The organism is Hyphomicrobiales bacterium (assembly GCA_016125495.1).
Taxonomy (GTDB): Bacteria; Pseudomonadota; Alphaproteobacteria; order Rhizobiales; family RI-29; genus RI-29.
On sequence record WGLQ01000021.1, the window covers coordinates 16,215 to 36,606 of the forward strand.

General features: G+C 66.3%; 17 protein-coding genes and 1 tRNA gene. 9 read left to right on the forward strand and 9 right to left on the reverse strand.

Features of this window, described 5'->3' with window-relative positions; genetic code table 11:
* Window positions 1-44: 44 nt before the first annotated feature.
* From obgE to rplU, 4 genes are read right to left on the reverse strand one after another with little or no spacing between them, the layout of a single operon-like run.
* Entirely contained in the window at window positions 45-1,097 is a 1,053-nt protein-coding gene (gene obgE / locus GC150_14625) for a GTPase ObgE (GenBank protein MBI1386138.1), read from the reverse strand.
* Between the two features lie 9 nt (window positions 1,098-1,106).
* Window positions 1,107-1,547: a hypothetical protein gene (locus GC150_14630; protein MBI1386139.1), complete on the reverse strand. Its 441-nt coding sequence runs from the start codon at window positions 1,545-1,547 to the stop codon at window positions 1,107-1,109.
* A 46-nt stretch (window positions 1,548-1,593) separates the two neighbouring features.
* Window positions 1,594-1,863, reverse strand: coding sequence for a 50S ribosomal protein L27 (locus tag GC150_14635; protein MBI1386140.1), 270 nt, complete (start codon window positions 1,861-1,863; stop codon window positions 1,594-1,596).
* A gap of 55 nt (window positions 1,864-1,918) precedes the next feature.
* Window positions 1,919-2,533 carry a 50S ribosomal protein L21 gene (rplU, locus tag GC150_14640; GenBank protein ID MBI1386141.1) on the reverse strand — a complete coding sequence of 205 codons (615 nt, stop codon included), beginning with the start codon at window positions 2,531-2,533 and terminating at the stop codon, window positions 1,919-1,921.
* 356 nt (window positions 2,534-2,889) lie between these two features.
* Between rplU and GC150_14645 the strand changes: the two genes are divergently transcribed.
* Together GC150_14645 and GC150_14650 are read left to right on the forward strand one after the other, a co-directional pair.
* Window positions 2,890-3,945 carry a hypothetical protein gene (locus GC150_14645; protein ID MBI1386142.1) on the forward strand — a complete coding sequence of 352 codons (1,056 nt, stop codon included), beginning with the start codon at window positions 2,890-2,892 and terminating at the stop codon, window positions 3,943-3,945.
* A 111-nt stretch (window positions 3,946-4,056) separates the two neighbouring features.
* A tRNA-Ser gene (locus GC150_14650) sits at window positions 4,057-4,146 on the forward strand.
* 58 nt (window positions 4,147-4,204) lie between these two features.
* Here the strand turns inward: GC150_14650 and GC150_14655 are convergent.
* On the reverse strand, window positions 4,205-4,777 hold the full coding sequence (locus GC150_14655; GenBank protein ID MBI1386143.1) for a GNAT family N-acetyltransferase: 573 nt from the start codon (window positions 4,775-4,777) through the stop codon (window positions 4,205-4,207).
* Window positions 4,778-4,816: 39 nt separating this feature from the next.
* Entirely contained in the window at window positions 4,817-5,248 is a 432-nt protein-coding gene (locus GC150_14660) for a hypothetical protein (GenBank protein ID MBI1386144.1), read from the reverse strand.
* Between GC150_14660 and GC150_14665 the strand changes: the two genes are divergently transcribed.
* From GC150_14665 to GC150_14675, 3 genes are read left to right on the forward strand one after another with little or no spacing between them, the layout of a single operon-like run.
* The gene (locus tag GC150_14665; GenBank protein ID MBI1386145.1) at window positions 5,214-6,659 is read left to right on the forward strand and encodes a TAXI family TRAP transporter solute-binding subunit; all 1,446 of its coding nucleotides are present in this window, start codon (window positions 5,214-5,216) and stop codon (window positions 6,657-6,659) included. The two genes, GC150_14660 and GC150_14665, sit on opposite strands and share 35 nt — an antisense overlap.
* A gap of 31 nt (window positions 6,660-6,690) precedes the next feature.
* On the forward strand, window positions 6,691-9,024 hold the full coding sequence (locus tag GC150_14670; protein ID MBI1386146.1) for a HAMP domain-containing protein: 2,334 nt from the start codon (window positions 6,691-6,693) through the stop codon (window positions 9,022-9,024).
* A complete protein-coding gene (locus GC150_14675; protein ID MBI1386147.1) occupies window positions 8,891-10,747 on the forward strand; it encodes a mechanosensitive ion channel in 1,857 nt (618 codons plus the stop codon). Before GC150_14670 ends, GC150_14675 begins: the two co-directional genes overlap by 134 nt.
* Before the next feature lie 26 nt (window positions 10,748-10,773).
* Here GC150_14675 and GC150_14680 read toward each other — a convergent pair whose 3' ends face one another.
* Window positions 10,774-12,309 (reverse strand): cyclic nucleotide-binding domain-containing protein, encoded by a 1,536-nt coding sequence (locus GC150_14680; GenBank protein ID MBI1386148.1) that lies wholly within the window; start codon window positions 12,307-12,309, stop codon window positions 10,774-10,776.
* Window positions 12,310-12,360: 51 nt separating this feature from the next.
* Here GC150_14680 and GC150_14685 point away from each other — a divergent pair, with 51 nt between their 5' ends.
* The 3 genes from GC150_14685 (at window position 12,361) to GC150_14695 (ending at window position 15,271) form a co-directional block, all read left to right on the forward strand.
* The gene (locus tag GC150_14685) at window positions 12,361-13,314 is read left to right on the forward strand and encodes a C4-dicarboxylate ABC transporter substrate-binding protein (GenBank protein MBI1386149.1); all 954 of its coding nucleotides are present in this window, start codon (window positions 12,361-12,363) and stop codon (window positions 13,312-13,314) included.
* A 103-nt stretch (window positions 13,315-13,417) separates the two neighbouring features.
* Window positions 13,418-13,951 carry a TRAP transporter small permease subunit gene (locus tag GC150_14690; GenBank protein ID MBI1386150.1) on the forward strand — a complete coding sequence of 178 codons (534 nt, stop codon included), beginning with the start codon at window positions 13,418-13,420 and terminating at the stop codon, window positions 13,949-13,951.
* A 9-nt stretch (window positions 13,952-13,960) separates the two neighbouring features.
* The gene (locus GC150_14695; protein MBI1386151.1) at window positions 13,961-15,271 is read left to right on the forward strand and encodes a TRAP transporter large permease subunit; all 1,311 of its coding nucleotides are present in this window, start codon (window positions 13,961-13,963) and stop codon (window positions 15,269-15,271) included.
* Window positions 15,272-15,362: 91 nt separating this feature from the next.
* Here the strand turns inward: GC150_14695 and GC150_14700 are convergent, their stop codons facing one another.
* Window positions 15,363-16,604: a hypothetical protein gene (locus GC150_14700; GenBank protein MBI1386152.1), complete on the reverse strand. Its 1,242-nt coding sequence runs from the start codon at window positions 16,602-16,604 to the stop codon at window positions 15,363-15,365.
* A gap of 195 nt (window positions 16,605-16,799) precedes the next feature.
* Between GC150_14700 and GC150_14705 the strand changes: the two genes are divergently transcribed.
* On the forward strand, window positions 16,800-18,635 hold the full coding sequence (locus GC150_14705) for an ATP-binding cassette domain-containing protein (GenBank protein ID MBI1386153.1): 1,836 nt from the start codon (window positions 16,800-16,802) through the stop codon (window positions 18,633-18,635).
* Window positions 18,636-18,749: 114 nt separating this feature from the next.
* On the opposite strand, the gene GC150_14710 is transcribed toward GC150_14705, so the two are convergent.
* Complete coding sequence (locus tag GC150_14710) at window positions 18,750-20,327, reverse strand: phosphoenolpyruvate carboxykinase (GenBank protein ID MBI1386154.1); 1,578 nt, start codon at window positions 20,325-20,327, stop codon at window positions 18,750-18,752.
* Window positions 20,328-20,392 lie beyond the last annotated feature (65 nt).

Below are 20,392 nucleotides of genomic sequence, written 5' to 3' on the forward strand. Positions count from 1 at the left end.
CTCCCTCGGCCAGCTCGTGGCCGACTCTCCCCGAGCCTATCGGCTCAGGGGTGCCAGCCACCGGTGCCATTCTCGACGACCGACTCGGCTTCGGCGTGGCGAGCGAGGGCGGCCTTGCGGATCACCTTTGCGATGGCGTGCAAGGCGGCGTCCATGCCGGCTCCCGTCACCGCCGAAAGGCGAAGCGGCTTCTTGCGTGCGACGCGTTGGAGTTCGGCGGCGCGGGCATCGAGCGTCGCTTCATCGAGCGCATCGCACTTGGACAGCGCCACCAGCTCTTTCTTCCTCGCGAGGCCGTGGCCGTAGGCCCGCAATTCCGTGCGGACCACCCGGTAGGCCTCGGCGACGTTTTCGCTGGTCGCATCGACCAGATGGAGAAGCACCCCGCAGCGTTCGACATGGCCGAGGAATCGATCGCCGATGCCGGCCCCTTCGTGGGCGCCTTCGATGAGGCCGGGCAAGTCGGCGAGCACGAAGTCGACGTCGCCGACTTTCACGACGCCGAGGTTTGGGTGCAGCGTGGTGAAGGGATAATCCGCGATCTTCGGCTTGGCGGCCGAGACGGCGGACAGGAACGTCGACTTGCCGGCGTTCGGCAAGCCGACGAGGCCGGCGTCGGCGATCAGCTTCAAGCGGAGCCAGATGGTCAATTCGGTGGCCGGCTCGCCCGGATTGGCGTGGCGCGGGGCCTGATTGGTCGAGGACTTGAAATGCGAATTGCCGAAACCGCCGTTGCCACCCTTGGCGACGCGGTAGCGCTCGCCGGGCTTGGTCAGATCGGCCAGCAGGGTCTCGTTGTCCTCGGCCAGCACCTGGGTGCCCGGCGGGACCTTCAGAACCACGTCGGCGCCGTTCGGGCCGGTGCGGTTGCGGCCCATGCCGTCGGTGCCACGCCCGGCCTTGAAGTGCTGTTGATAGCGATAATCGATGAGCGTGTTGAGGTTGGCGACGCAGGCGATCCAGACATCGCCGCCCCGCCCGCCATCACCGCCGTCCGGTCCACCGAACTCGATGAACTTCTCGCGACGGAACGAGACGCTGCCGTTTCCGCCAGCGCCCGCCACGACATAAACCTTGGCCTGATCGAGGAACTTCATCGGCGGCACTCAACGCAGGATGCCCCGTCGTGAGAGGACGACGGCATAGAACGGCAGCAGCAGGGCAACCGCCACTATGACGGCAGAAACGGCTTCCTGGCCATCCATCCGGGGCGCATCGGGGTCGACGAGGCCGAGGACCAAGCTGACGGTCGCTGCGAACAGCGAAAGCGTGAGGACCGGGATCGCGATCCGTCGCCGCAACAGCAACGCGAGACTGCCCGCGATACCGGCGAAGAGGCCGGTACCCCAGATGGCGTAGACCCACCAGGGCATTGCCAGCCAGTAGTCGATCATCTCCGGCGGAAACTGGGCAAGATAGCCCGCGTGCTTCGTCACCGTCATCACGTAGTCGAAGGCGCCGAAGGCATTCCAGGCGAGGCCGACGAAACCGACCGCCCAGAGGTGCCAGGGGAATGGTCGCCTGAGGTCGGCCTGACGCCCGGTCATCCTGGTACTCCCGCGTCGGTCGCCACGACCCTATCGCGGTGCGGAGCTACTCCGCCGCTTCGGCGACCGGCACCACGGAGACGTGGACGCGTTCCTTGGCGCGCGTCTTGAACTCCACCCGGCCCTCGCGAACGGCGAAGATCGTGTGGTCCTTGCCGATTCCGACGCCCTCGCCCGGATGCCACTTCGTGCCGCGCTGGCGCACGATGATGTTGCCTGGGACCACGGCCTCGCCGCCGAACTTCTTGACGCCGAGCCGGCGGCCGGCTGAATCGCGGCCGTTCCGAGACGAGCCGCCTGCCTTCTTGTGAGCCATCTCGCTCTCCTTGCTTCTTCGTCACGATCGCGGCCGCAATCGGCCCGGTGACGTCCTATGCCTGCTCGGCGGCCAGCTTCTTGGCCTGCTCGACCCAATTCTCGCGCTCGATGCGGCCCTTGAAATTCAACACCGCGTCGACACGGGCGATATCGTCGGGCGTGAAGGCGGCGACCTGAGCGAACTTGATGACGCCGAGTTTGTCGAGCTTCTCGGCGATGACAGGGCCGACACCGCTGATGCGCGTCAGGTCGTCGGGCTCGCCCGCCGGGCGGGTGAAGATCGGCGAGAGTTCACCGGCGGCCACGGTGGCGGCTGCCGCGATCGGTGCGGCGCTGGCCTTGGCGAGGACCTTGCCGTCCAGCACGATCTCGGTGATGCGCACCGTCGTCTGCAGCTGACGGTGGCCCTTCTTGCGGCGGTAGTTCTGCCGGCGGCGCTTCTTGAAAACGATGACCTTCTTGGCGCGTCCCTGCTCGACCACTTCGCCGGCGACACTGGCGCCGGCGATCAGGGGCGAACCAATGCGCGGCTCGCCTTCGCCGGCGAGCATCAGAACCTCACCGAAGGTAACCCTTTCGCCGACCTCGCCGGACAGCTTTTCAATCGTAATGACGTCGTCGCTGGCAACGTGATACTGCTTGCCGCCCGTCTTGATGACCGCGAACATGCTCTCTTCCTTCATCTCTCCGCGCCCTGTGGCGTCGCGACGAGCGCGAACTTGAGCGGATTCGACGGCCGGCCAATGGGAATGGCCTCAAATGTCGAAAACCCGCCGGGCGCGTCCGCAACGTTCCCCCTCGAGGGAGCTGCAGGCGACTGCTTCGGCGAGTGAATAGCCTCGGGCAGCGATCTTGGAAGCCGGCTTACGCCAGCTGGACGGGTTATACGGGAGATTGCGGTAAAGTCAACGAACGGAACGGCGACCCGGGCGCAAATGAGCCGCGAGCTCCGCCTTCACCTCTTGGATCGGAGGCGTGAGCGACCACGTATGTGGCACTCTCGTGCAACCTGCGGACAGCCACCTTGACCACAGAAACCAACCAGGATCTGCTCGACATTCCGCTGGTCGACGTCGGCCCGGACTTCGCGGTCGAGACCGTCGCGCGCGAGCCGGCACGGGTGCAAGCGCTGCTCGACGAGGCGGCCGGGCGCGTGCCGTCGCTCGCCGTGCGAATGGCGGATGCCGTGTCGAAGCGCTGGCTGCGGCATTTCCACGCCGGTCATCTCGCCGAGATCGAGCGGGTCGCAGAGCACGTCGGGCGGCCAGGAGCCTATTTCCTCAACGTCAGCTACGAATGGGGTTGCACGAGTTCGGTGCGGCCGGCGGCGGGTGGTGGCGGCGAAGGCCGAGGCATGCGGCTCGTCCGTGTCCTCGACTGGCCGGATCGCGGCCTCGGCCGGCACGTGATGGCGGCGCGGGTGGAAAGCCGTCTCGGCGCCTGGGTGACGCTCACCTGGCCGGGCTACACCGGCGTGCTGCAGGCGTCGGCTCCCGGGCGTTTCGCGGCGGCCCTCAACCAGGGACCGATGGAGCGTTCGGTCGGCTTGGTTGCCTGCGATTGGTGCGTCAACCGCTGGGCGGTTTGGTGGTCGCCGCACTTGCCGCCGGCAATGCTTCTTCGGCGCGTCTTCGAGCGGGCCCCCGACTACGCGACCGCCCGTCGGATGCTGACCGACACGCCGATCACGCTGCCGACGATCTTCACCCTGGCCGGACCCGAGCCGGGCGAGGGCTGCGTCATAGAACGCCGAGCGCTGTCCGCCCATGTCATCGAGGCGCCTGCGGCGGCGGCCAATGCCTGGCAGCGGGCCGACTGGCGCGGCCGAGCGCGGGGCGAGGAAAACGGGCGGCGGCGACACGACCTCGCTTGTGCGAGGGGAGGCGCGCCATTGCCCGGCGCGAGCGGCTTCGACTGGCTGGCGCCGCCCGTGCTCAACGAGCGCACCCGGCTCGCGATGGTCGCGGAACCGGCGAGCGGGCGGCTCTGGGCGCAGGGTTTCGAGGCGTGTCGGCCCGCGACCGCGCTGACATCGTTCGACGGTGCCACGGTCGAGATGTTCCCGGGCGTCGTGGCGTGAGTGGCCCGATCCCGGCTTCCAGTGGCATGCTGATGCGGGTTGCGTGGGGCGGGAGGAGCGTCTAGAACCGCCCTCCGATCACCCGAGAGAGGGTCTTGGCCCGATCGATGCGGAGAGGTGCCGGAGTGGTCGATCGGGGCGGTCTCGAAAACCGTTGAGCGCGCGAGCGTTCCGAGGGTTCGAATCCCTCCCTCTCCGCCAAATCACATTGATTTTTCAGCGAGTTTCATTCGTCGACGACGGATCGCGGCGGCCGTGCTCACGGCAGTCGGCGGCGCATCACGGGGCGTGTCGGCGAGCGGCGGGCAACCTCTTGGAAGCCGGCCTTGCGGTAAGCGCTGGCGAGGCCGATCCAGGAATAGGCGGCGGGATAATCGGCGCCCTGTGGATCATTCGGATAGCCCTCCAAGATGCGGGCACCATGCCGGGCGGCGAAGGCGCTGGCGGCGTTCAGCAATTGCACGGAAAGGCCTTTGCGCCGGTGCGATCGGGCAATGAAGAAGCACGTCACCGACCAGACCTCGGCTTCGTCGACAGGGGCCAGGACGCGCGAGGTCGCGAGGCGGGGGAAGGCGGCGCGCGGCGCGAGCGAGCACCAGCCGACCGGCGCACCATCGACGTAGGCCAGCAGCCCCGGTGGCCGCTCGGCGGCAAAGACGTCCGCCATGGCTGCGTGGCGCCCCTGCGGACCGGCGGCGTCGTAGTCGCGCTTGGTGTAACGCCACAGCATGCACCAGCAACCGCCGACGCCGCCCTTGACGCCCATCAGGCTTTCGAAGTCGGGCCAGCGATCCGAGGTCGCGGGGTGGATGTCATACGTCGCCGCCGTCATCGGCGTGCCCTCGCCCTGTGCGTCACGCCGCCCTGCGCCTCATGCTGTCTTCCAATCGCCCGTCGTGTTCCACCAGCGATTCGGATTGGTGCTGTCGTCGAGCCCCTTGGTGCGGCTGGTGAGGATCTCGGTGACCTCGATCACCGGCTCCTGGTAGCTGTGGACCTCATAGATCGTGTCGAGAACGGCTTCCAGGACCTGCCTATCGTAGGGAACCTCGAAACGCAGTTCGACCACGCCTGGGCGTTGCCGTACCTCGGACTCCGTTCCAGCTCGCGCGCCTTCGAGCGGGCGATACCGTTCGGTGCCCGCCGCCGAGACCCAGGCATTGCTGTCATAGGCCCCCTGAATGAGCGGGGTTGCGTGCACGATGTGCATCATGAGCCGCTCGACGTCCTGGCTCGGGGCAAGCAAGCGAACGCAATAGACGTGCTCCATGCGCAGAGCACGCGTCTCGAACGGTTTCGACATGGTCACTGCCCCTTCGCCCATCGCGCCCCCAATCCCAAGATCAGCCGGGCCGACACGGCGCAGCGAAGATGGCACGTGCCTCCTGACACCGTGGTGTCAGGAACGCGAACAGGCGGCTCGCACCCAGGCCTCCAAGGTGACGACACGTGCCGCTCGTAACGTCGCGCCGCACGCCGCACGCCGCGCGACCTCGGCGGTAAGGCTACGAACGTGTGAATACTGTGCAGTATCCAAACATTGCACTATGGTGACGGCGTCCGGGGTCGGGATCGGGGCGGCATGGGTTCGGGCGAACCCGGGGGGCCGTGCGCCAAGTCGTACCAATCGAGACAAGTCGGTGTTCGTGCCCACTCGAGGCAGGCGTATGTGCAGTCGTCGCATCGTCCGTTGTGTCCTGTCGGTGAGCCTCAGCGTGCTCGTCGCATGGCTCGCGGCCGTATCGCCGGCCACCGCCAAGCCGGTCCGTAAGCTCACGGACAAGAGGCCCGTGCTGAACGTCGCGATCGGAACCGGCTCGCCGCTCGGGCTCTATTTCGTCGTCGGACAGGCGATCTGCCGGTTGCTGGCCCTGCGCGAATCCGGCGGGCCGGAACTCGACACCATCCGCCCCATCGTGAACTGCGCGGCGCCGCCCTCGGCCGGTTCCATCGCGAACATCCAGGGGCTCAGGGCGGACCGCTACAACTTCGCCATCGTGCAGTCCGATTGGCAGCACCACGCCTACAACGGGAGTGCCCGCTTCACCGGCAAGCGCTTCGAACGCCTCAGATCGGTCATCTCGCTCTATCCGGAAGTGTTCCACCTCGTGGCGGGCAGGGATTCGACGGTCTCGGATTTCGCCGGCCTCGGTGGTCGCCGGGTCAATCTCGGGTCGCCGGGCTCGGGCCTTCGGGCGACGTTCGAGATTCTGCTCGAAGCGGCGGGCAAGGATGCCACCTGGTTCGCCGAGGCACTCGAGATCGACTACGCCGAACAGGGCGGCAAACTGTGCGCCGGCGATGTCGACGTCGGGGCCTACAGCATCGGCGTGCCCAGTTCGCTCGTTGCCCAGGTGCTCGAGGAGTGCAAGGGGCGGCTCATCTCGATCGACGAGGTCATCGTGCAGCGGCTCGTCGACAAATTCCCCTTCTATGCACCGGCGCAGGTGCCTGCCGAGACCTACCCTTCCATCGAAAGCGACACCTTCTCCCTCGGCCTCAAGGCAACGCTGGTGACGACGAGCGATACCCCGGACGCCGTGGTCTACGAGGTCGTGCGCACGATCTTCGAGGGGATTTCGGAGTTTCGCGCGATGCATCTGTCGTTCGGCGAGTTGCGGGCGACCAAGATGATCCGGGAAGGCATGTCGGCGCCGCTGCATCCCGGCGCGGCACGCTATTTCGCGGAACGGGGATGGCTCACGGAACGGTGACGCTGAGATCGAGGGTTCGCTTGGAGGGCCCTTGCGAAACTCGGGTGTGGCGGTCGAGTGGATGGGAGTAGCCGGCCGACGGCGCGGCTCGTTGCGATACTCAGGGGAGGACGAGTTGTCCGGCTCAGGTGGAAGGTTGAAGGACTGGCTCGGGCGCGCCGCCGGTCCGATCGCGAGTGTCCTGGCGCGGGCGAGGAAGCCGCGTGGTCATGGCATCTCGCTACGCACCAAGCTCATCGTCTGCATCCTGACCGCCGGCATCGCCAGCATCATCGGCCTCGGCGTGGTCGTGTACCGCAGCGGAGCCGACGCCATATCGTCCCAGGTGGAAAATCGACTGACCCAGATCAGGGAGATCCGCGGCAAGCAGGTCCAGAACCAGCTCGACAGTCTCGCCAACGCATTCGGCGCACTCTCCACCGACATCTCCGTTGCCGCCGCGATTTCGCTGTTGCGCGATGGCTGGGCGGAGCTGGGCTACGGCAGGGAAGCCGACACGCGGCGGGCGCGGCTCGCGGATTATTATCGTGAACGGGTTCTGCCGCAGGTCGCGGGTGGGGGGCGCACCATTCTGACCGAGACCGACCTCTTGCCCAGAACCGATCGCGGGCAAGACCTGCAGGCGTTGTTCATCGCCGGGAATCCGGCCAAGGCGGGGGAGCGCGAGGCACTGCGGGACCATCCTGTCTCCAACCCCTATACGCTGGCGCACGGCACATATCACGCCTGGTTCGCGGAACTGGCGTTGCGGTTCGCTTTGCACGACATCGTCCTCGTCGAGCCGGAGGATGGGGTTGTCGTCTATTCTGTCGAGAAGGAAATCGATCTCGGCACCAAGCTGATCGGCGGGCCGCATGCCGACAGCGGCCTCGGCCGACTGGTGCGCGAGGTGCTGCGCGATCCCAAGCGGGGGGAGGTGCGCTATTCCGATTTTTCGTTCTACCTGCCGTCCGATAACCGACCGATGATGTTCATCGCCACCCCGGTGTTCTCGCAGTGGAAGCTGATCGGGGTGGTCGCGGGGAAGATTCCGACTTCGATGCTCAATGACATCCTCAGCGGCCAGAATCGCTGGAGCGAGGAAGGCCTCGGGGAAAGCGGGGAGGTCTATATCGTCGGCGCGGACCGCCTGCTCAGGAGCGAATCCCGATTCATGATCGAACAACCGGAGCGTTTCCTCGACCAGCTCGCGGGCTTCGGGGTGCCCGCCGAGGAGGTCGAACAGATCCGCGCGCGAGGTACCGCAGTGATGCTCCGTCGGGTGGGAACGGAGGCCGCCGACGGTGCCTTCGGAAGGCGGAGCGAGACGAGGGTCCTGCGGGATTACCGCGGGATCACGGTTCTCAGCTCCTATGCTCCGCTCCCGTTGCGCGGCCTCGACTGGGCCATCGTCGCGGAGATCGACGAGGACGAAGCCTTCCGGCCACTGAAGGATTTCGGGCGGACGGTCACGATCACGACCAGCATCCTCGGTTTCATCCTCACGATGCTCGCATTCTGGCTGTCGTCGTGGCTGCTGACGCCGCTGTGGACGTTGGTCACCACGGTAGGGCGGCTCGAGGCGGGCGAGCGGGGGGTGGAGATCACGCGGCAGTCGGACGACGAAGTCGGCCGGCTCGCAGGTGCGTTCTCCGGACTTTCGCAGCGCATCGACGGGCTGAACCAGCAGATCGACCGCAAGAACGAAGTCTACGAGCTGATGCTCGGACAATTGTTCCCCGAAGGTGTCGCGCGGCGCCTGCGGCGCGGCGAGGATTATACCGTCGAGAGCGCCGCCAATGCCACCGTCGTCTACCTTTCCCTCTTCGGTGTGCAGGACACCTTCGGCGATCACGACGGCGGGCCGTCCTTCGAGATGCTCAACGATCTCGTCGAGATCCTGGATGGACTGGCCGAGGAAGCCGGGATCGACAAGGTCAAGAGCACCGGGGAACATTATGTCGGTGTCTGCGGACTGCACGTGCCGAGGCTGGATCATGCCAGGCGGGCGATCGGGTTCGCAGTCCGGGCGCAAGCTGCGGTGGAGCAATATGCACGGAGCCGCGAGCGCAGCATCCGGGTCTGCGTCGCGCTCGCCTCCGGCGTGGTGCATGCCGGGCTGATCGGTCGCCGGCGGTTCGTCTACGACGTCTGGGGGCAGCCGTGCAGCGACGCACGGCGGATCGCGATGGGTCTCGCATTCGATCGCATCGGCCTTCTCGAGAGCACATACAACCTGCTCGGCCGGCCCGATGTGTTCGAGGAGAGTTCATCGGAACTCTCGCCTTCGCTCGGCACGATCGTCTGCCATACCGCGGCCATCGCCGATATTTCCTTCCTCGCTGGCGGAGCGGCAAGCGGGTCGGGCGTACGCAAGGCGAGCTGAGAACAATTCGGATCGGGGCAACGCGATGCAAGAAGGACAGCAGGGTGCGGAATGGCTCGCGGGCGGCGCGACGCTGCTCATCGCCTTTCCGGTCGCCATGGTGGTGCTGGCGGAACTTTCCTCACGGCTCGCCGGAACGCGGTGGAACGGCTACCGCGAGCCGATCAGGCTGCTGCGCATGCAATGCCTGCCGGCGCTGTTCCTTCTCGTACTGCTGCGCTCGGTGGTCGGGATGGAGAGCAGCTCGATCGCGGTGCGGGTCGCGGACACGGCGTTCTGGATCATGCTCGCCAACTTCGTGCTCTCGGCGACCAACGTGGCGTTCTTCGAGCAGGGGATGGGCGATGGCGCGCTCGCGCGAACGCCCAAGCTGCTGCTCGATCTCGTGCGCGCTTTCCTCGTGTTACTCGCGGCCGCCATCGTCATCTCCGTCGTCTGGGGCGTCGATCTCGGCGGCCTGCTGACGGCGCTCGGGGTCGGCTCCATCGTCATCGGGCTGGCGCTGCAGGATACGCTCGGCAGCATCTTCGCGGGTATCGCGTTGCTCTCTTCACGCCAGCTCAGGGTCGGTGACTGGGTTCTGCTCGGCCCGCACGAGGGGCGGATCGCCAACATGAACTGGCGCTCGGTGACCGTCGATACGCTGCTCGGCGATCGCGTGATCGTGCCGAATTCCTCGGTCTCCAAGGAGCGCATGACGGTGTTCGGCGTTGCGACGGGGGTGCGCTGGGCGAGCGCGGAATGTATCCTCGCATACGAGCATCCGCCGCAGCGCGTCATGGATTTGCTGATCGCCACGGCGAAGGCGGTGCCCGGAATCGCGCAGGACCCCGCCCCGATCGCCCGCCTCGTCGAATTCGGCGACTACGGCATCAAGTACGCGGTCTGGTTCGCCGTCGCCGACGTTCATCGGGTCGGGCTCTTCGCACACGAGATCCGCTGCAATTTCTGGTATGTCGCGCAACGTGAAGGGCTGATCTTTCCGGCCCGCTACAACTGGCTCTACGGTGACGGCCCGATGGCGGCGGAAGGCTCGCGAGGCAGATCGGGTGCCGGAGAGGCGGAAGGTGCAAAGCAACTCGCCCGGGAAATCGCCGGCTCCGGGGCAATTCCGCGCAATCCCGAAGCACTCGAAGGGCTCGCCGCCCGTGGCCGGCGTGTGCTCTATCGCGGCGGTGAAACGGTCGCTCTGGCCGGCGCGCCCTTACGCCATGTCTGGATCGTTCTCGACGGCGTCGTCAGTGTGGTCACCAAACAGGCAACCGGCGATGGCGCCCCGGCGTCGAATTTCCGGACCGGGCAAGTGGTCGTCTTTCCGGCGGCGCTGCATCACGGGACCCTGCCTTTCGATCTTCGCGCCGATTGCGACGTCGTGGCCATCGAACTGCCAGCGGACGACTTTGCGACCTATCTGGCCAAGGACCAGCCGCTCGCCGATCAGATCGAGCACCTCATGAGCCTCAACGAGCAAGTGCTCAATGGAGCCAACGGCACGGCGGCTGGCGCTGCGCGGGGCAAGACCGTCGGCAATCGCGGCGAGCTGTTGCAACAGCTGTTCGGTATCGAGGTGGTCGCGGCTGGCGCGGCAGCATCGGCTGTCGCACTCGGCCTCGAAAGCGCGCATGCCGCGAGCAGCAGCGATGGCGATAGGCGGCCGGCCGGCAATCCGGCTGACGACAACGACCAGAACGAAGCGCCCGACGGTCATGCTGGTGCGAACTGAGGCTGGCGGCGCGCGTGAGGGGCCGGTCAGATCGCGGGGTGGTCGTCGTCGATGATCTCGCTCGCGCCGCGGGGTTCGGGGCGGCCGGCGTCGCGGGCCGTCTTGCGGGCTTCGGCGATGGCGCGGATATGGGCGGCGATGCGAGGATGTGCCCGCTCGAGGCGCAGGAAGTCCTCGCGGTGAAGGCGCAGGAGCCGACAGCGGGCGGCCGTCGTGAACGGCACTTCGTGCGCCGACTGCTCCAGCATACCGATCTCGCCGAAGAAATCGCCGGTGCGCAAGGTAATGTCGCCGCCGCTCGTGCGGGTCGAGACCATTCCCGAGGCGATGAAAAACATCGACTCTCCCTGTTGCCCCTGGGTGATGACCTCCCAGTGGGGTGGGTAATTGTGGGCGTGCAGATAGGGCATGATGCCGGCGATGGCTTGGGCATCGAGTTCGGCAAAGAGCGGGATGCGAGCGAGTAGCGACCAGGTGATCACGAAGTCGCGGCGACCGACCTCCTGGGCGAAACCGGTCGAGATGATGGCGATCGGCAATGCGAACATGCCGAGCCCGATCACCATGACGAAGCTGCCGAACAGCTGGCCGAGGGGCGTGACCGGGGCGACGTCACCGTAGCCGACGGTGGTGAGCGTCGCCATCGCCCACCAGGCGGCCGCGGGGATCGATCCGAATTTCTCGGGCTGGGCGTCGTGCTCCAGGAAGTAGATCCCTGTCGAGGCAAAGAGGAGCGCGGCGATCATCAGCAGCAGCGCACCGGCAAGGGCGCGGCGCTCGTTGATCAGCACGCGTAAGAGCGTGTGCAGGGCAGGCGAGTAGCGCGCCAGCTTCAAGAATCGAAAGAGCCGCAGGATGCGCAGGATGCGCAGATCGATCGCCAGAAAGAGACTGAGATAGAACGGCAGGATCGCGGCGAGATCGATCAGCATGTAGGGGCGGCGCGCGAAGCGAAAGCGCGCCTCGAGCGGAGGGATGCGCTTGAGAAATGGAACTTCGACGCAACTCCAAAGTCGCAGCAGGTATTCGATGGTGAAAATGAAGACCGAGACGAGATTGAATACGTCGAGCGCCGCGCCGTAGTTCTCCTGAATGCTCGGCACGGTCTCCGCGGCGAATGCGATGACGTTCGCGATGATGAGGACGATCAGCGCGCGATCGACCAGGATGCTGGCGCGGTCCTCGCCGCGGCCGACCTCGAGGATCTCGTAGACACGGCGGCGCCAACCGTCGCGACCCACGCGGCCACGTCGCCAGCCATGCTGGAGAGAAGTGCCCAGCTGCTTCATTCCAAATGCCATCGAATGTTGCCCACCCCGACTGCAGCTCCTGCCTAACATTGCGCCGCACCTCGCAGCAACGCATGCCGTAAATGGCGTTAAGCCAAGCGGTGAGACGGGTCTCGATATCGGTTGGCCGCGCATGTGGGGCCGCATGTGGCTTGCCGAAGTGGCCGGAGTGTTGGATGCTCGGCAGGCGTTCCGGGGACCCTGAAGCGGGCCGGGACCGCAATTGTCGCGTGGCATGCCCGGCCGGCCGCGCGTGTCGGAGCCGGGGCGCATGCAGATGAGGGAGTTCGGAGTATGAATCGATTGCGTTTGCTTGCCGGTGTGATGGCGCTCGCCATTGCCGGTGCTGCCGGCGCCTCAACGGCCCATGCGGACAAATGGGACATGCCGCTCGCCTACGCGGCGACCAACTTCCATTCCGAAAACGCCGCAGAATTCGGTAAGTGCGTCGCTGGCGCCTCGGGCGGTGCGATCGATATCGTGACGCACCCGTCGGGCTCGCTGTTCAAGGGCAACGAGATCTGGCGCGCCGTGCAAACCGGACAGGCGCCGATCGGCGAGCGTCTCATCTCGGCGCACGCCAACGAGAACCCGCTGTTCGGCATCGACTCGGTGCCGTTCCTGGCCTCCTCTTTCGAAGAGAGCGAAAAGCTCTGGTCGGTGGCGCGCGACGCCGTTGCCCAGGCGCTCGATGAGAAGAATCTCGTCCTCCTCTATGCCGTGCCGTGGCCGCCGCAAGGGCTCTACTTCAAGAAGTCGGTCGCGTCGGTGGCCGATATGAAGGGCGTGCGCTTTCGTTCGTACAACACCGCAACGGCGCGGCTCGCAGAGTTGACCGGCATGCTGCCGGTTCAGGTGGAGGCGGCCGAGCTCAGTCAGGCGCTGGCGACCGGCGTTGCCGAGAGCTTCATCTCCTCCGGCGCAACGGGTTACGACCGCAAGGTCTGGGAGCATCTGACGCACTTCTACGAGGTGGACTCCTGGCTGCCGCGCAATGTCGTGTTCGTCAACAAGGACGTCTGGAACGGGCTCGACGATGCCAAGCGCAAGGCCCTCACGGACTGCGCCACGACGGCTGCGAGCGAGGGCCTCAAGCGTTCGATCGCCTACACACAATTCACTCTCAAGGGTCTGCGTGAAGGCGGCATGACGGTCGGACCAGCCAGTGAGACGCTCGTCAAGGAACTCAAGGCGATCGGTGTCACCATGACCGAGGAGTGGCTCAAGGAAGCCGGTGACGGCGGTCGAGCGATCGTGGAAGCATTCCGCAAGATGTAGGCCGGGACAACAATGCGTCAGGACGGGCGTCGGCCGATCGGCCAATGCCCGCGCCTGGCGGCAAAGCCCGGGCGGATGCCCGACGAGGGGCGAAGGGGGGAGAATGCAGGCGATCGGTGGCGTCGTCAGGCGCGTGCTCGATGGGCTCTATCTCGGGGCTGGCGTGCTCGCGGCATGCTTCACGATCGCGATCCTCGTCATCATCGTTGCACAGATGGTGGCGCGCTGGACGGGGAACGTCTTTCCGGGCGCCACGGATTATGCCGGCTATTGCATGGCGGGAGCCTCGTTCCTCGCCTTCGCCTACGCCCTCGATCGCGGAGCGCACATCCGCGTCTCGATCCTGCTCAACGCCTTCGGGACGCGGCGCTGGTGGCTCGAAATCTGGTGCTACGGCATCGCTGCTCTCGTTGCCACGTTCTTTGCCCGATATGCCGTCAAGGGCACCTATCTCTCTTGGAAACTCAAGGACATGAGCCAAGGGCTCGACCGGACCCCGACATGGATCCCGCAGTTGGCCATGGCGGTCGGGACGGTGCTGCTCGCGATCGCGCTCTGGGATCATCTCGTGCGCCTTCTCGTCAACGGACGCGTTGGCGTTGCCGACGGAGCAGACGACAATCGCGGTCGCGAGTAGGGGATGGAAATGGAGCAGCTGGCGCCGATCGCGGTTTTTCTCTTCGTTCTGTTCCTCCTGCTCGGCACTGGCGTTTGGGTCGGCCTCGCCCTCATCGGGGTCGCTTACGTCGGCATGGAGATGTTCACGTCGCGTCCGGCCGGCGATGCCATGATCACGACGATCTGGACGACCTCGTCCTCCTGGGCACTGACGGCGCTGCCGCTGTTCATCTGGATGGGGGAGATCCTCTATCGCACCCGCCTTTCGGAGGACATGTTCCGGGGGCTCTCGCCGTGGATGGCGGGGTTGCCGGGGCGGCTCATCCACACAAACATCGTCGGCTGCACCGTGTTCGCTGCCGTTTCCGGCTCCTCGGCGGCAACGCTGACCACCGTCGGGCGGATGTCTATCCCCGAACTCCGGCGGCGCAACTATCCCGAACCGATGATCATCGGCACGCTCGCGGGGGCGGCCACGCTCGGCCTCATGATCCCGCCGTCGCTGACGCTGATCGTCTACGGGGTCACGGTGAACGAATCGATTTCCAAGTTGTTCATGGCCGGCGTCGTGCCCGGCCTCGTGCTCGCCCTGATGTTCATGGCCTACGTCGCGGTTCGCGCCTCGTTGTCGCGGGATTTCAATCCCGACCCGGAACCGGCCATGAGCTTTTCGCAGAAGATCGCCAATTCCCGCTTTCTCATCCCCGTCATTCTGCTCATCGTCCTCGTGATCGGCTCGATGTACCTCGGCTATGCGACGGCGACGGAGGCGGCGGCGTTCGGCGTGCTCGGGGCGCTGGTGCTGGCGGCTGGTCAGGGTTCGCTCAACTGGCACACCTTCAGCGAAAGCCTCATGGGGGCGACGCGGACCTCGGCGATGATCGCGTTGATCCTGGCCGGTGCGGCCTTCCTGGCGTTGTCGATGGGCTTTACCGGACTGCCGCGGGCACTCGCCAATTTCATCGCCGCGTTCGAGCTCACTCGGTTCGAGCTGCTGATGGCGCTGCTCGTCTTCTACATCATCCTCGGCTGCTTCCTCGACGGCATCTCGTCCGTGGTGCTCACCATGGCCGTGGTCGAGCCGATGATCCGGCAGGCCGGCATCGACATCATCTGGTTCGGCATCTTCATCGTGGTGGTCGTTGAGATGGCGCAGATCACGCCGCCGATCGGGTTCAACCTCTTCGTCTTGCAGGGTATGACGCGTCACGAGATGGGCTATATCGCCAAGGCGGCATTTCCCATGTTCCTCATCATGGTGGTGATGGTGTTCGTGCTCATCGCCGTGCCGGAACTCGCGACCTGGCTGCCCGACAACATGCGACAAATGCCGCGATGAGGAACCGGGGGAGGCTCCCGGCGGGCCGTGTGTCCGAACTCCGGGAACCCTGAGATTGCCTGCCGGACCGAATGGATCGGCTTCGTTGCTGTCAGTTGTTGCGGCCACCGCGCTGCGCGACAGCGCTCGGGCGCGGCGCGGTGTTCGCCGCCCGCGCACCGCGGGAGGTGCCCGTTCCGGACGAACTGCTGGAACTCGTGCGCTTGCTCGGCCGCCCATAGACGCACGCGCGAATGCGACCCGTGATGTTGCCGGCGGCCAGCCGCGTATCGCCAGAGCTGCCATAGCGGTTCAATTCGGCGCTGCCGACCACCGAGCGCCAGGCACTGCGCGCCAGACCGAATTCCATGAGTTTCATCGCCCGAAGATTGCGCTCGCCCGAAGAGCGGGCACCGAGCACGACGGCAGCAACACGCGCGCCGTTGCGCGTGGCGCTCGCCACGATGTTGTACCCGGAGGCACAGATGAAGCCGGTCTTCATGCCGTCGGCCCCTTCGAACGTCAGGAGCAGCCCGTTCGAGGTGGTCAACATGCGCCGGCCGACCTTGGCCTCTGCTAGGGAGAAATAGTGCCCATGCGCCGGGAAATCCCGGACCAGGGCATGCGCCAGGATGCCCATGTCCCGTGCCGTTGTGACCTGCTCTTGATCCGGCAGGCCGTTGGAATTGCGGAAAACGGTGCGCTTCATGCCGAGCCTGCCGGCGGTGAGGTTCATGTGGGCGATGAAGGCGCGATAGCTGCACAGGCGCTCGTGACGGGCCTCGGCCTCGAAGCGCGGGGCGCCGTAGCCGTAGCGCGGTGGCGCGGGATGATCGAGGCCGTGGCGGACCTTGTGCTCGGCGACAACGCCGGCCGGACCCCCGCTGCCCCAGTGGCCGTTCGCCGCGCCGGCGACATCGATCTGGCAACGCCCCCAGCGGTCGAGCCGCGACAGCGTCGCGCCGATCGATTCGGCGATCAGTACCGACACGTCGTTCGCCGAGCGCACGATCATCGCTTTGATCGCGTCGTCCAGCGTCATGAGACGGTCCTTGCGCAGGCCATAGCGCACGGCGGGCTGGCTGCGCGCGTTCCAGGACGGATCGAGCTCGGCCACCAGCGAAATGCGGCCGTCGCGTATCGCCTCGAATGCGAGGTAAGCGGTCATCAGCTTGGTCAGTGAGGCCGGATGCCAGAGGCGATCGGCCTCCTCGGCGAAGATGGTGCTACCGTTGCCGAGGTCGATCACGATCGCCGGCTGGGCGCGCGCATGCGAGGTCATGGCCGCCATTGCCACGCAGATCAACGCGGCAAAGCCGGCGTGTCGGATCGTGCGCAGCCAGGGCAAATCCATTTCTCACCGCCTGCAGTCCGTTTTCGAGGGCACAGTGCCAAACATCGACTCGTGGAACATGAGTTTATCGCACTCTCGGAGAAATGCCGCCGCCCGGTGCGTCCCCTCGGCCACATGCAGTTGGCGTGACCGCTCGCGTGTCGGGACCATCGAGCGTCATTGCCTCGGCGGCGTGGCGTGGATAAATGAGCGGCGATGGCGCCACCTCTCCTTTCGCTCGACCGTATCCACCTCAGCTTCGGGGGCGACCCGTTGCTGGTCGATGCCGCGCTGGTGATCGCGCCGCGCGATCGGCTCTGCCTCGTCGGTCGAAACGGTAGCGGCAAGTCGACCTTGCTCAAGGTCGCGGCCGGGCTCGTCGAGCCGGACGGTGGGGAGCGGTTCCTGCAACCCGGCACGACCGTGCGTTATCTCGAGCAGGAGCCGGACCTTGCCGGCTATCCGACCATCGGGGACTATGTGGAAGGCGGGCTCGAGGATGGCGACGATCCGAACCGGGCGCGATTGCTGTTGCTGGAACTGGGGCTCGATCCCGCACGGCCGGCGCAGGCGCTCTCGGGTGGGGAGGCGCGGCGCGCGGCGCTCGCGCGCGTGCTGGCACCTGAGCCCGACATCGTCCTGCTCGACGAGCCGACGAACCACCTCGATCTGCCGGCAATCGAGTGGCTCGAGGCCAAACTCCTGGCGATGCGCTCGGCGATCGTGCTGATCTCGCACGACCGGCGCTTCCTCGAGCGGCTGTCGCGCGCAACGGTGTGGCTCGAGCGTGGGCAGACCCGGCGGCTCGAGGCGAGCTTTGCCTCGTTCGAGGCCTGGCGGGACGAGTTCTTCGAGCGGGAGGCGAGCGAACGGCACAAGCTCGACCGGCGCATCGCGATGGAAGAGGACTGGATCCGCTATGGCGTGACCGCGCGGCGCAAGCGAAACCAGGGGCGGCTGCGCCGGCTCGGGGAGCTTCGCGAGGCGCGGCGCACGGCGCGTCAGGCGAGCGGCAACGTGGCGCTCAAGGCGCTCGACGCGGAATTGTCCGGCAAGCGGGTCATCGAGGCGGAGGGTGTTTCGTTCAGCTTCGGTGAGCGGGCGATCGTGCGCGATCTCACACTTCGTGTGCACCGCGGCGATCGACTCGCCATCGTCGGGGCAAACGGCGTCGGCAAGACGACGCTGATCAACCTGCTGATGGGTGCGATCGTGCCCACGACCGGCACGGTGAAACTCGGCACCGGCCTCGAGGTCGTCACGCTCGATCAGCGCCGCGAGGCCCTGATGCCCGACTGGACGCTCGGTGAGGCGATCACGGATGGTCGCGGCGACAGCGTGGTGATCGGTGGCCAGCAACGCCACGTGGTCAGCTACATGAAGGATTTCCTGTTCACCCCCGAGCAGGTGCGCTCGCCGGTCGGGGTGCTGTCGGGTGGCGAGCGGGGCCGGCTGATGCTGGCGCGGGCGCTGGCGCGGCCGGCCAATCTCCTGGTTCTGGACGAGCCGACGAACGATCTCGATCTCGAAACGCTCGATCTGCTGGAGGAATTGCTCAGCGGTTTCGAGGGTACGGTCATCCTGGTCAGTCACGACCGCGATTTCATCGACCGGGTCGCAACCAGCACGCTCGCCGGCGAAGGTGACGGGAGCTGGATCGAGTATGCCGGCGGCTATTCGGACATGCTCGCGCAGCGTCGACAAGCTCCGGCCGGCGATGGTCGATCGGGGGCGGGACGGCGCGCCAGCGAGCCGCGTGCCGGTGGTCGATCGAGCGAGGCGCGGCCGGCGGCGCCGGCTCCCGCAGCGCCGGGCAAATTGTCCTTCAAGGAAAAGCATGCGCTCGCCACGCTGCCGGCGACCATCGCGGCGCTCGAGGAAAAGCTCGCCAAGGTCGAAGCGGTGCTGGCGGAGCCCGGTCTCTATGCACGCGATGCGGCGCGCTTCCAGAAGGCGGTCGACGCACATGCGAGACTGAAGGGCGAGCTGACCGCGGCCGAGGAGCAGTGGCTCGAACTCGAGGTGCGCCGCGAGGCGCTCGAGGGTGGTTGAGCGGGCGTCGGGGAGGCCACCGTATTCACCGGTCAGCTCCCGTCCCGTGGGGGCGTGGCGGCTTCGGGGCCGGGTGCGGCCGACGCAACCCGGCGCACCCGTTCGCTACGATGGTCAGGAGCCGGCTGGCGCCTTCGGTCCGGCGGCGATGACGTCGGCATCGACGTGGCTCGCGAACTTGGTGAAGTTGGCCGAGAACATCCGCGCGAGGCTACCCGCCTGGGCGTCGTAGGCGGCCTTGTCGGCCCAACTCTGGCGCGGATCCAGGATTTCGCTGGCAACACCATCGAGGGCTGTCGGCACCGCGAACCCGAATACGGGATCGGTGCGCATGTGCGCATCGCGCAGCTCGCCTGAGAGGGCGGCCCCGAGCAGGCGGCGTGTCGCGGCGATCGGCATGCGGTGGCCGACCCCGTAAGAGCCACCGGTCCAGCCCGTATTGACCAGCCAGCAGTCGACACCATGGTGTGCGATCAACTCGCGCAGGAGATTGCCGTAGACGCTCGGATGGCGCGGCATGAACGGCGCGCCGAAGCAGGTCGAAAAGGTCGCGGAGGGCTCGTTGCCCATGCCCTTTTCGGTGCCGGCGACCTTGGCCGTGTAGCCGGAAAGGAAATGGTACATCGCCTGGCTCGGCGTCAGGCGGGCAATCGGCGGCATCACCCCGAAAGCGTCGGCGCAGAGCATCACGATGTTGCGCGGGTGGCCGGCGGTCGCCGTGGTGCTCGCGTTGGCGATGAACTCCATCGGATAGGCCGAGCGGGTGTTCTGGGTCAGGCGGCCGTCGTCGAAGTCCGGTTTTCGGGTGCGATGATCGATGACGACGTTCTCGAGAACGGTGCCGAACCTGTTGGAGGCGCCCCAGATCGCCGGTTCGGCGGTCCTGGAGAGGCTGATGGTCTTGGCGTAGCAGCCGCCCTCGAAATTGAATATGCCGCTCGGCGACCAGCCATGCTCGTCGTCGCCGATGAGGGTGCGGTGGGGGTCGTTCGAGAGCGTCGTCTTGCCGGTGCCGGACAGGCCGAAGAAAACCGCGGCGTCACCCTCGTCGCCGACGTTGGCCGAGCAATGCATCGGCATGACGCCGGCCGCCGGCAACACGTAGTTGAGGTAGCTGAAGACCGATTTCTTCGTCTCGCCGGCATAGGAGGTGCCACCGATGAGCACGATGCGGCGGGTGAGGTCGAGGGCGATGACGGTTTCCGATCGCACGCCATGGCGCGATGGGTCCGCGCGGAAGCTCGGCAAGTTGACGATCGTCAGATCGGGAGCGAAGCCGGCGAGGTCGGCCGCGGTCGGACGGCGCAGCAGATAGCGGATGAAAAGCGCGTGCCAGGCGAGCTCTAGATGCACGCGAACGGCGATTCGATGTCTCTGATCGGCGCCGGCAAAGAGGTCCTGAACGAAAATCTCGCGTTCCGCCGCATGGGCGAGCATGTCGCTGTGGAGAAGGTCGAATCGTTCGCGCGTGAGCGGGGCGTTGTTGTCCCACCAGATGCTCGCCTCCGACGCATCGTCGTGAACGATGAACTTGTCCTTGGCGGAGCGGCCGGTGTGCTGGCCGGTTTCCACCACGAGGGCACCGGTGTCCGCGACGTGACCCTCGCCGCGACGGACGGCCATCTCGAATAGCTCGGTCTCGAGCAGGTTGCGGTGGACCGTTCGACCAATTCCATGCGGCGTTGCGAGCATCACGTCAAATCCGTGCACGTTGTCCCATGTAGGCTACCCGCCAAGATAGCCGAAGTTGCCAGAGC

Coding starts and splice junctions, on each gene's coding strand:
- obgE (MBI1386138.1), bottom strand. CDS start 1,097: ATGAAGTTCCTCGATCAGGCCAAGGTTTATGTCGTGGCGGGCGCTGGC.
- GC150_14630 (MBI1386139.1), bottom strand. CDS start 1,547: ATGACCGGGCGTCAGGCCGACCTCAGGCGACCATTCCCCTGGCACCTC.
- GC150_14635 (MBI1386140.1), bottom strand. CDS start 1,863: ATGGCTCACAAGAAGGCAGGCGGCTCGTCTCGGAACGGCCGCGATTCA.
- rplU (MBI1386141.1), bottom strand. CDS start 2,533: ATGTTCGCGGTCATCAAGACGGGCGGCAAGCAGTATCACGTTGCCAGC.
- GC150_14655 (MBI1386143.1), bottom strand. CDS start 4,777: ATGACGGCGGCGACGTATGACATCCACCCCGCGACCTCGGATCGCTGG.
- GC150_14665 (MBI1386145.1), top strand. CDS start 5,214: ATGCGCAGAGCACGCGTCTCGAACGGTTTCGACATGGTCACTGCCCCT.
- GC150_14660 (MBI1386144.1), bottom strand. CDS start 5,248: ATGTCGAAACCGTTCGAGACGCGTGCTCTGCGCATGGAGCACGTCTAT.
- GC150_14675 (MBI1386147.1), top strand. CDS start 8,891: ATGTGTTCGAGGAGAGTTCATCGGAACTCTCGCCTTCGCTCGGCACGA.
- GC150_14680 (MBI1386148.1), bottom strand. CDS start 12,309: ATGCGCCCCGGCTCCGACACGCGCGGCCGGCCGGGCATGCCACGCGAC.
- GC150_14685 (MBI1386149.1), top strand. CDS start 12,361: ATGGCGCTCGCCATTGCCGGTGCTGCCGGCGCCTCAACGGCCCATGCG.
- GC150_14690 (MBI1386150.1), top strand. CDS start 13,418: ATGCAGGCGATCGGTGGCGTCGTCAGGCGCGTGCTCGATGGGCTCTAT.
- GC150_14695 (MBI1386151.1), top strand. CDS start 13,961: ATGGAGCAGCTGGCGCCGATCGCGGTTTTTCTCTTCGTTCTGTTCCTC.
- GC150_14700 (MBI1386152.1), bottom strand. CDS start 16,604: ATGGATTTGCCCTGGCTGCGCACGATCCGACACGCCGGCTTTGCCGCG.
- GC150_14705 (MBI1386153.1), top strand. CDS start 16,800: ATGGCGCCACCTCTCCTTTCGCTCGACCGTATCCACCTCAGCTTCGGG.
- GC150_14710 (MBI1386154.1), bottom strand. CDS start 20,327: ATGCTCGCAACGCCGCATGGAATTGGTCGAACGGTCCACCGCAACCTG.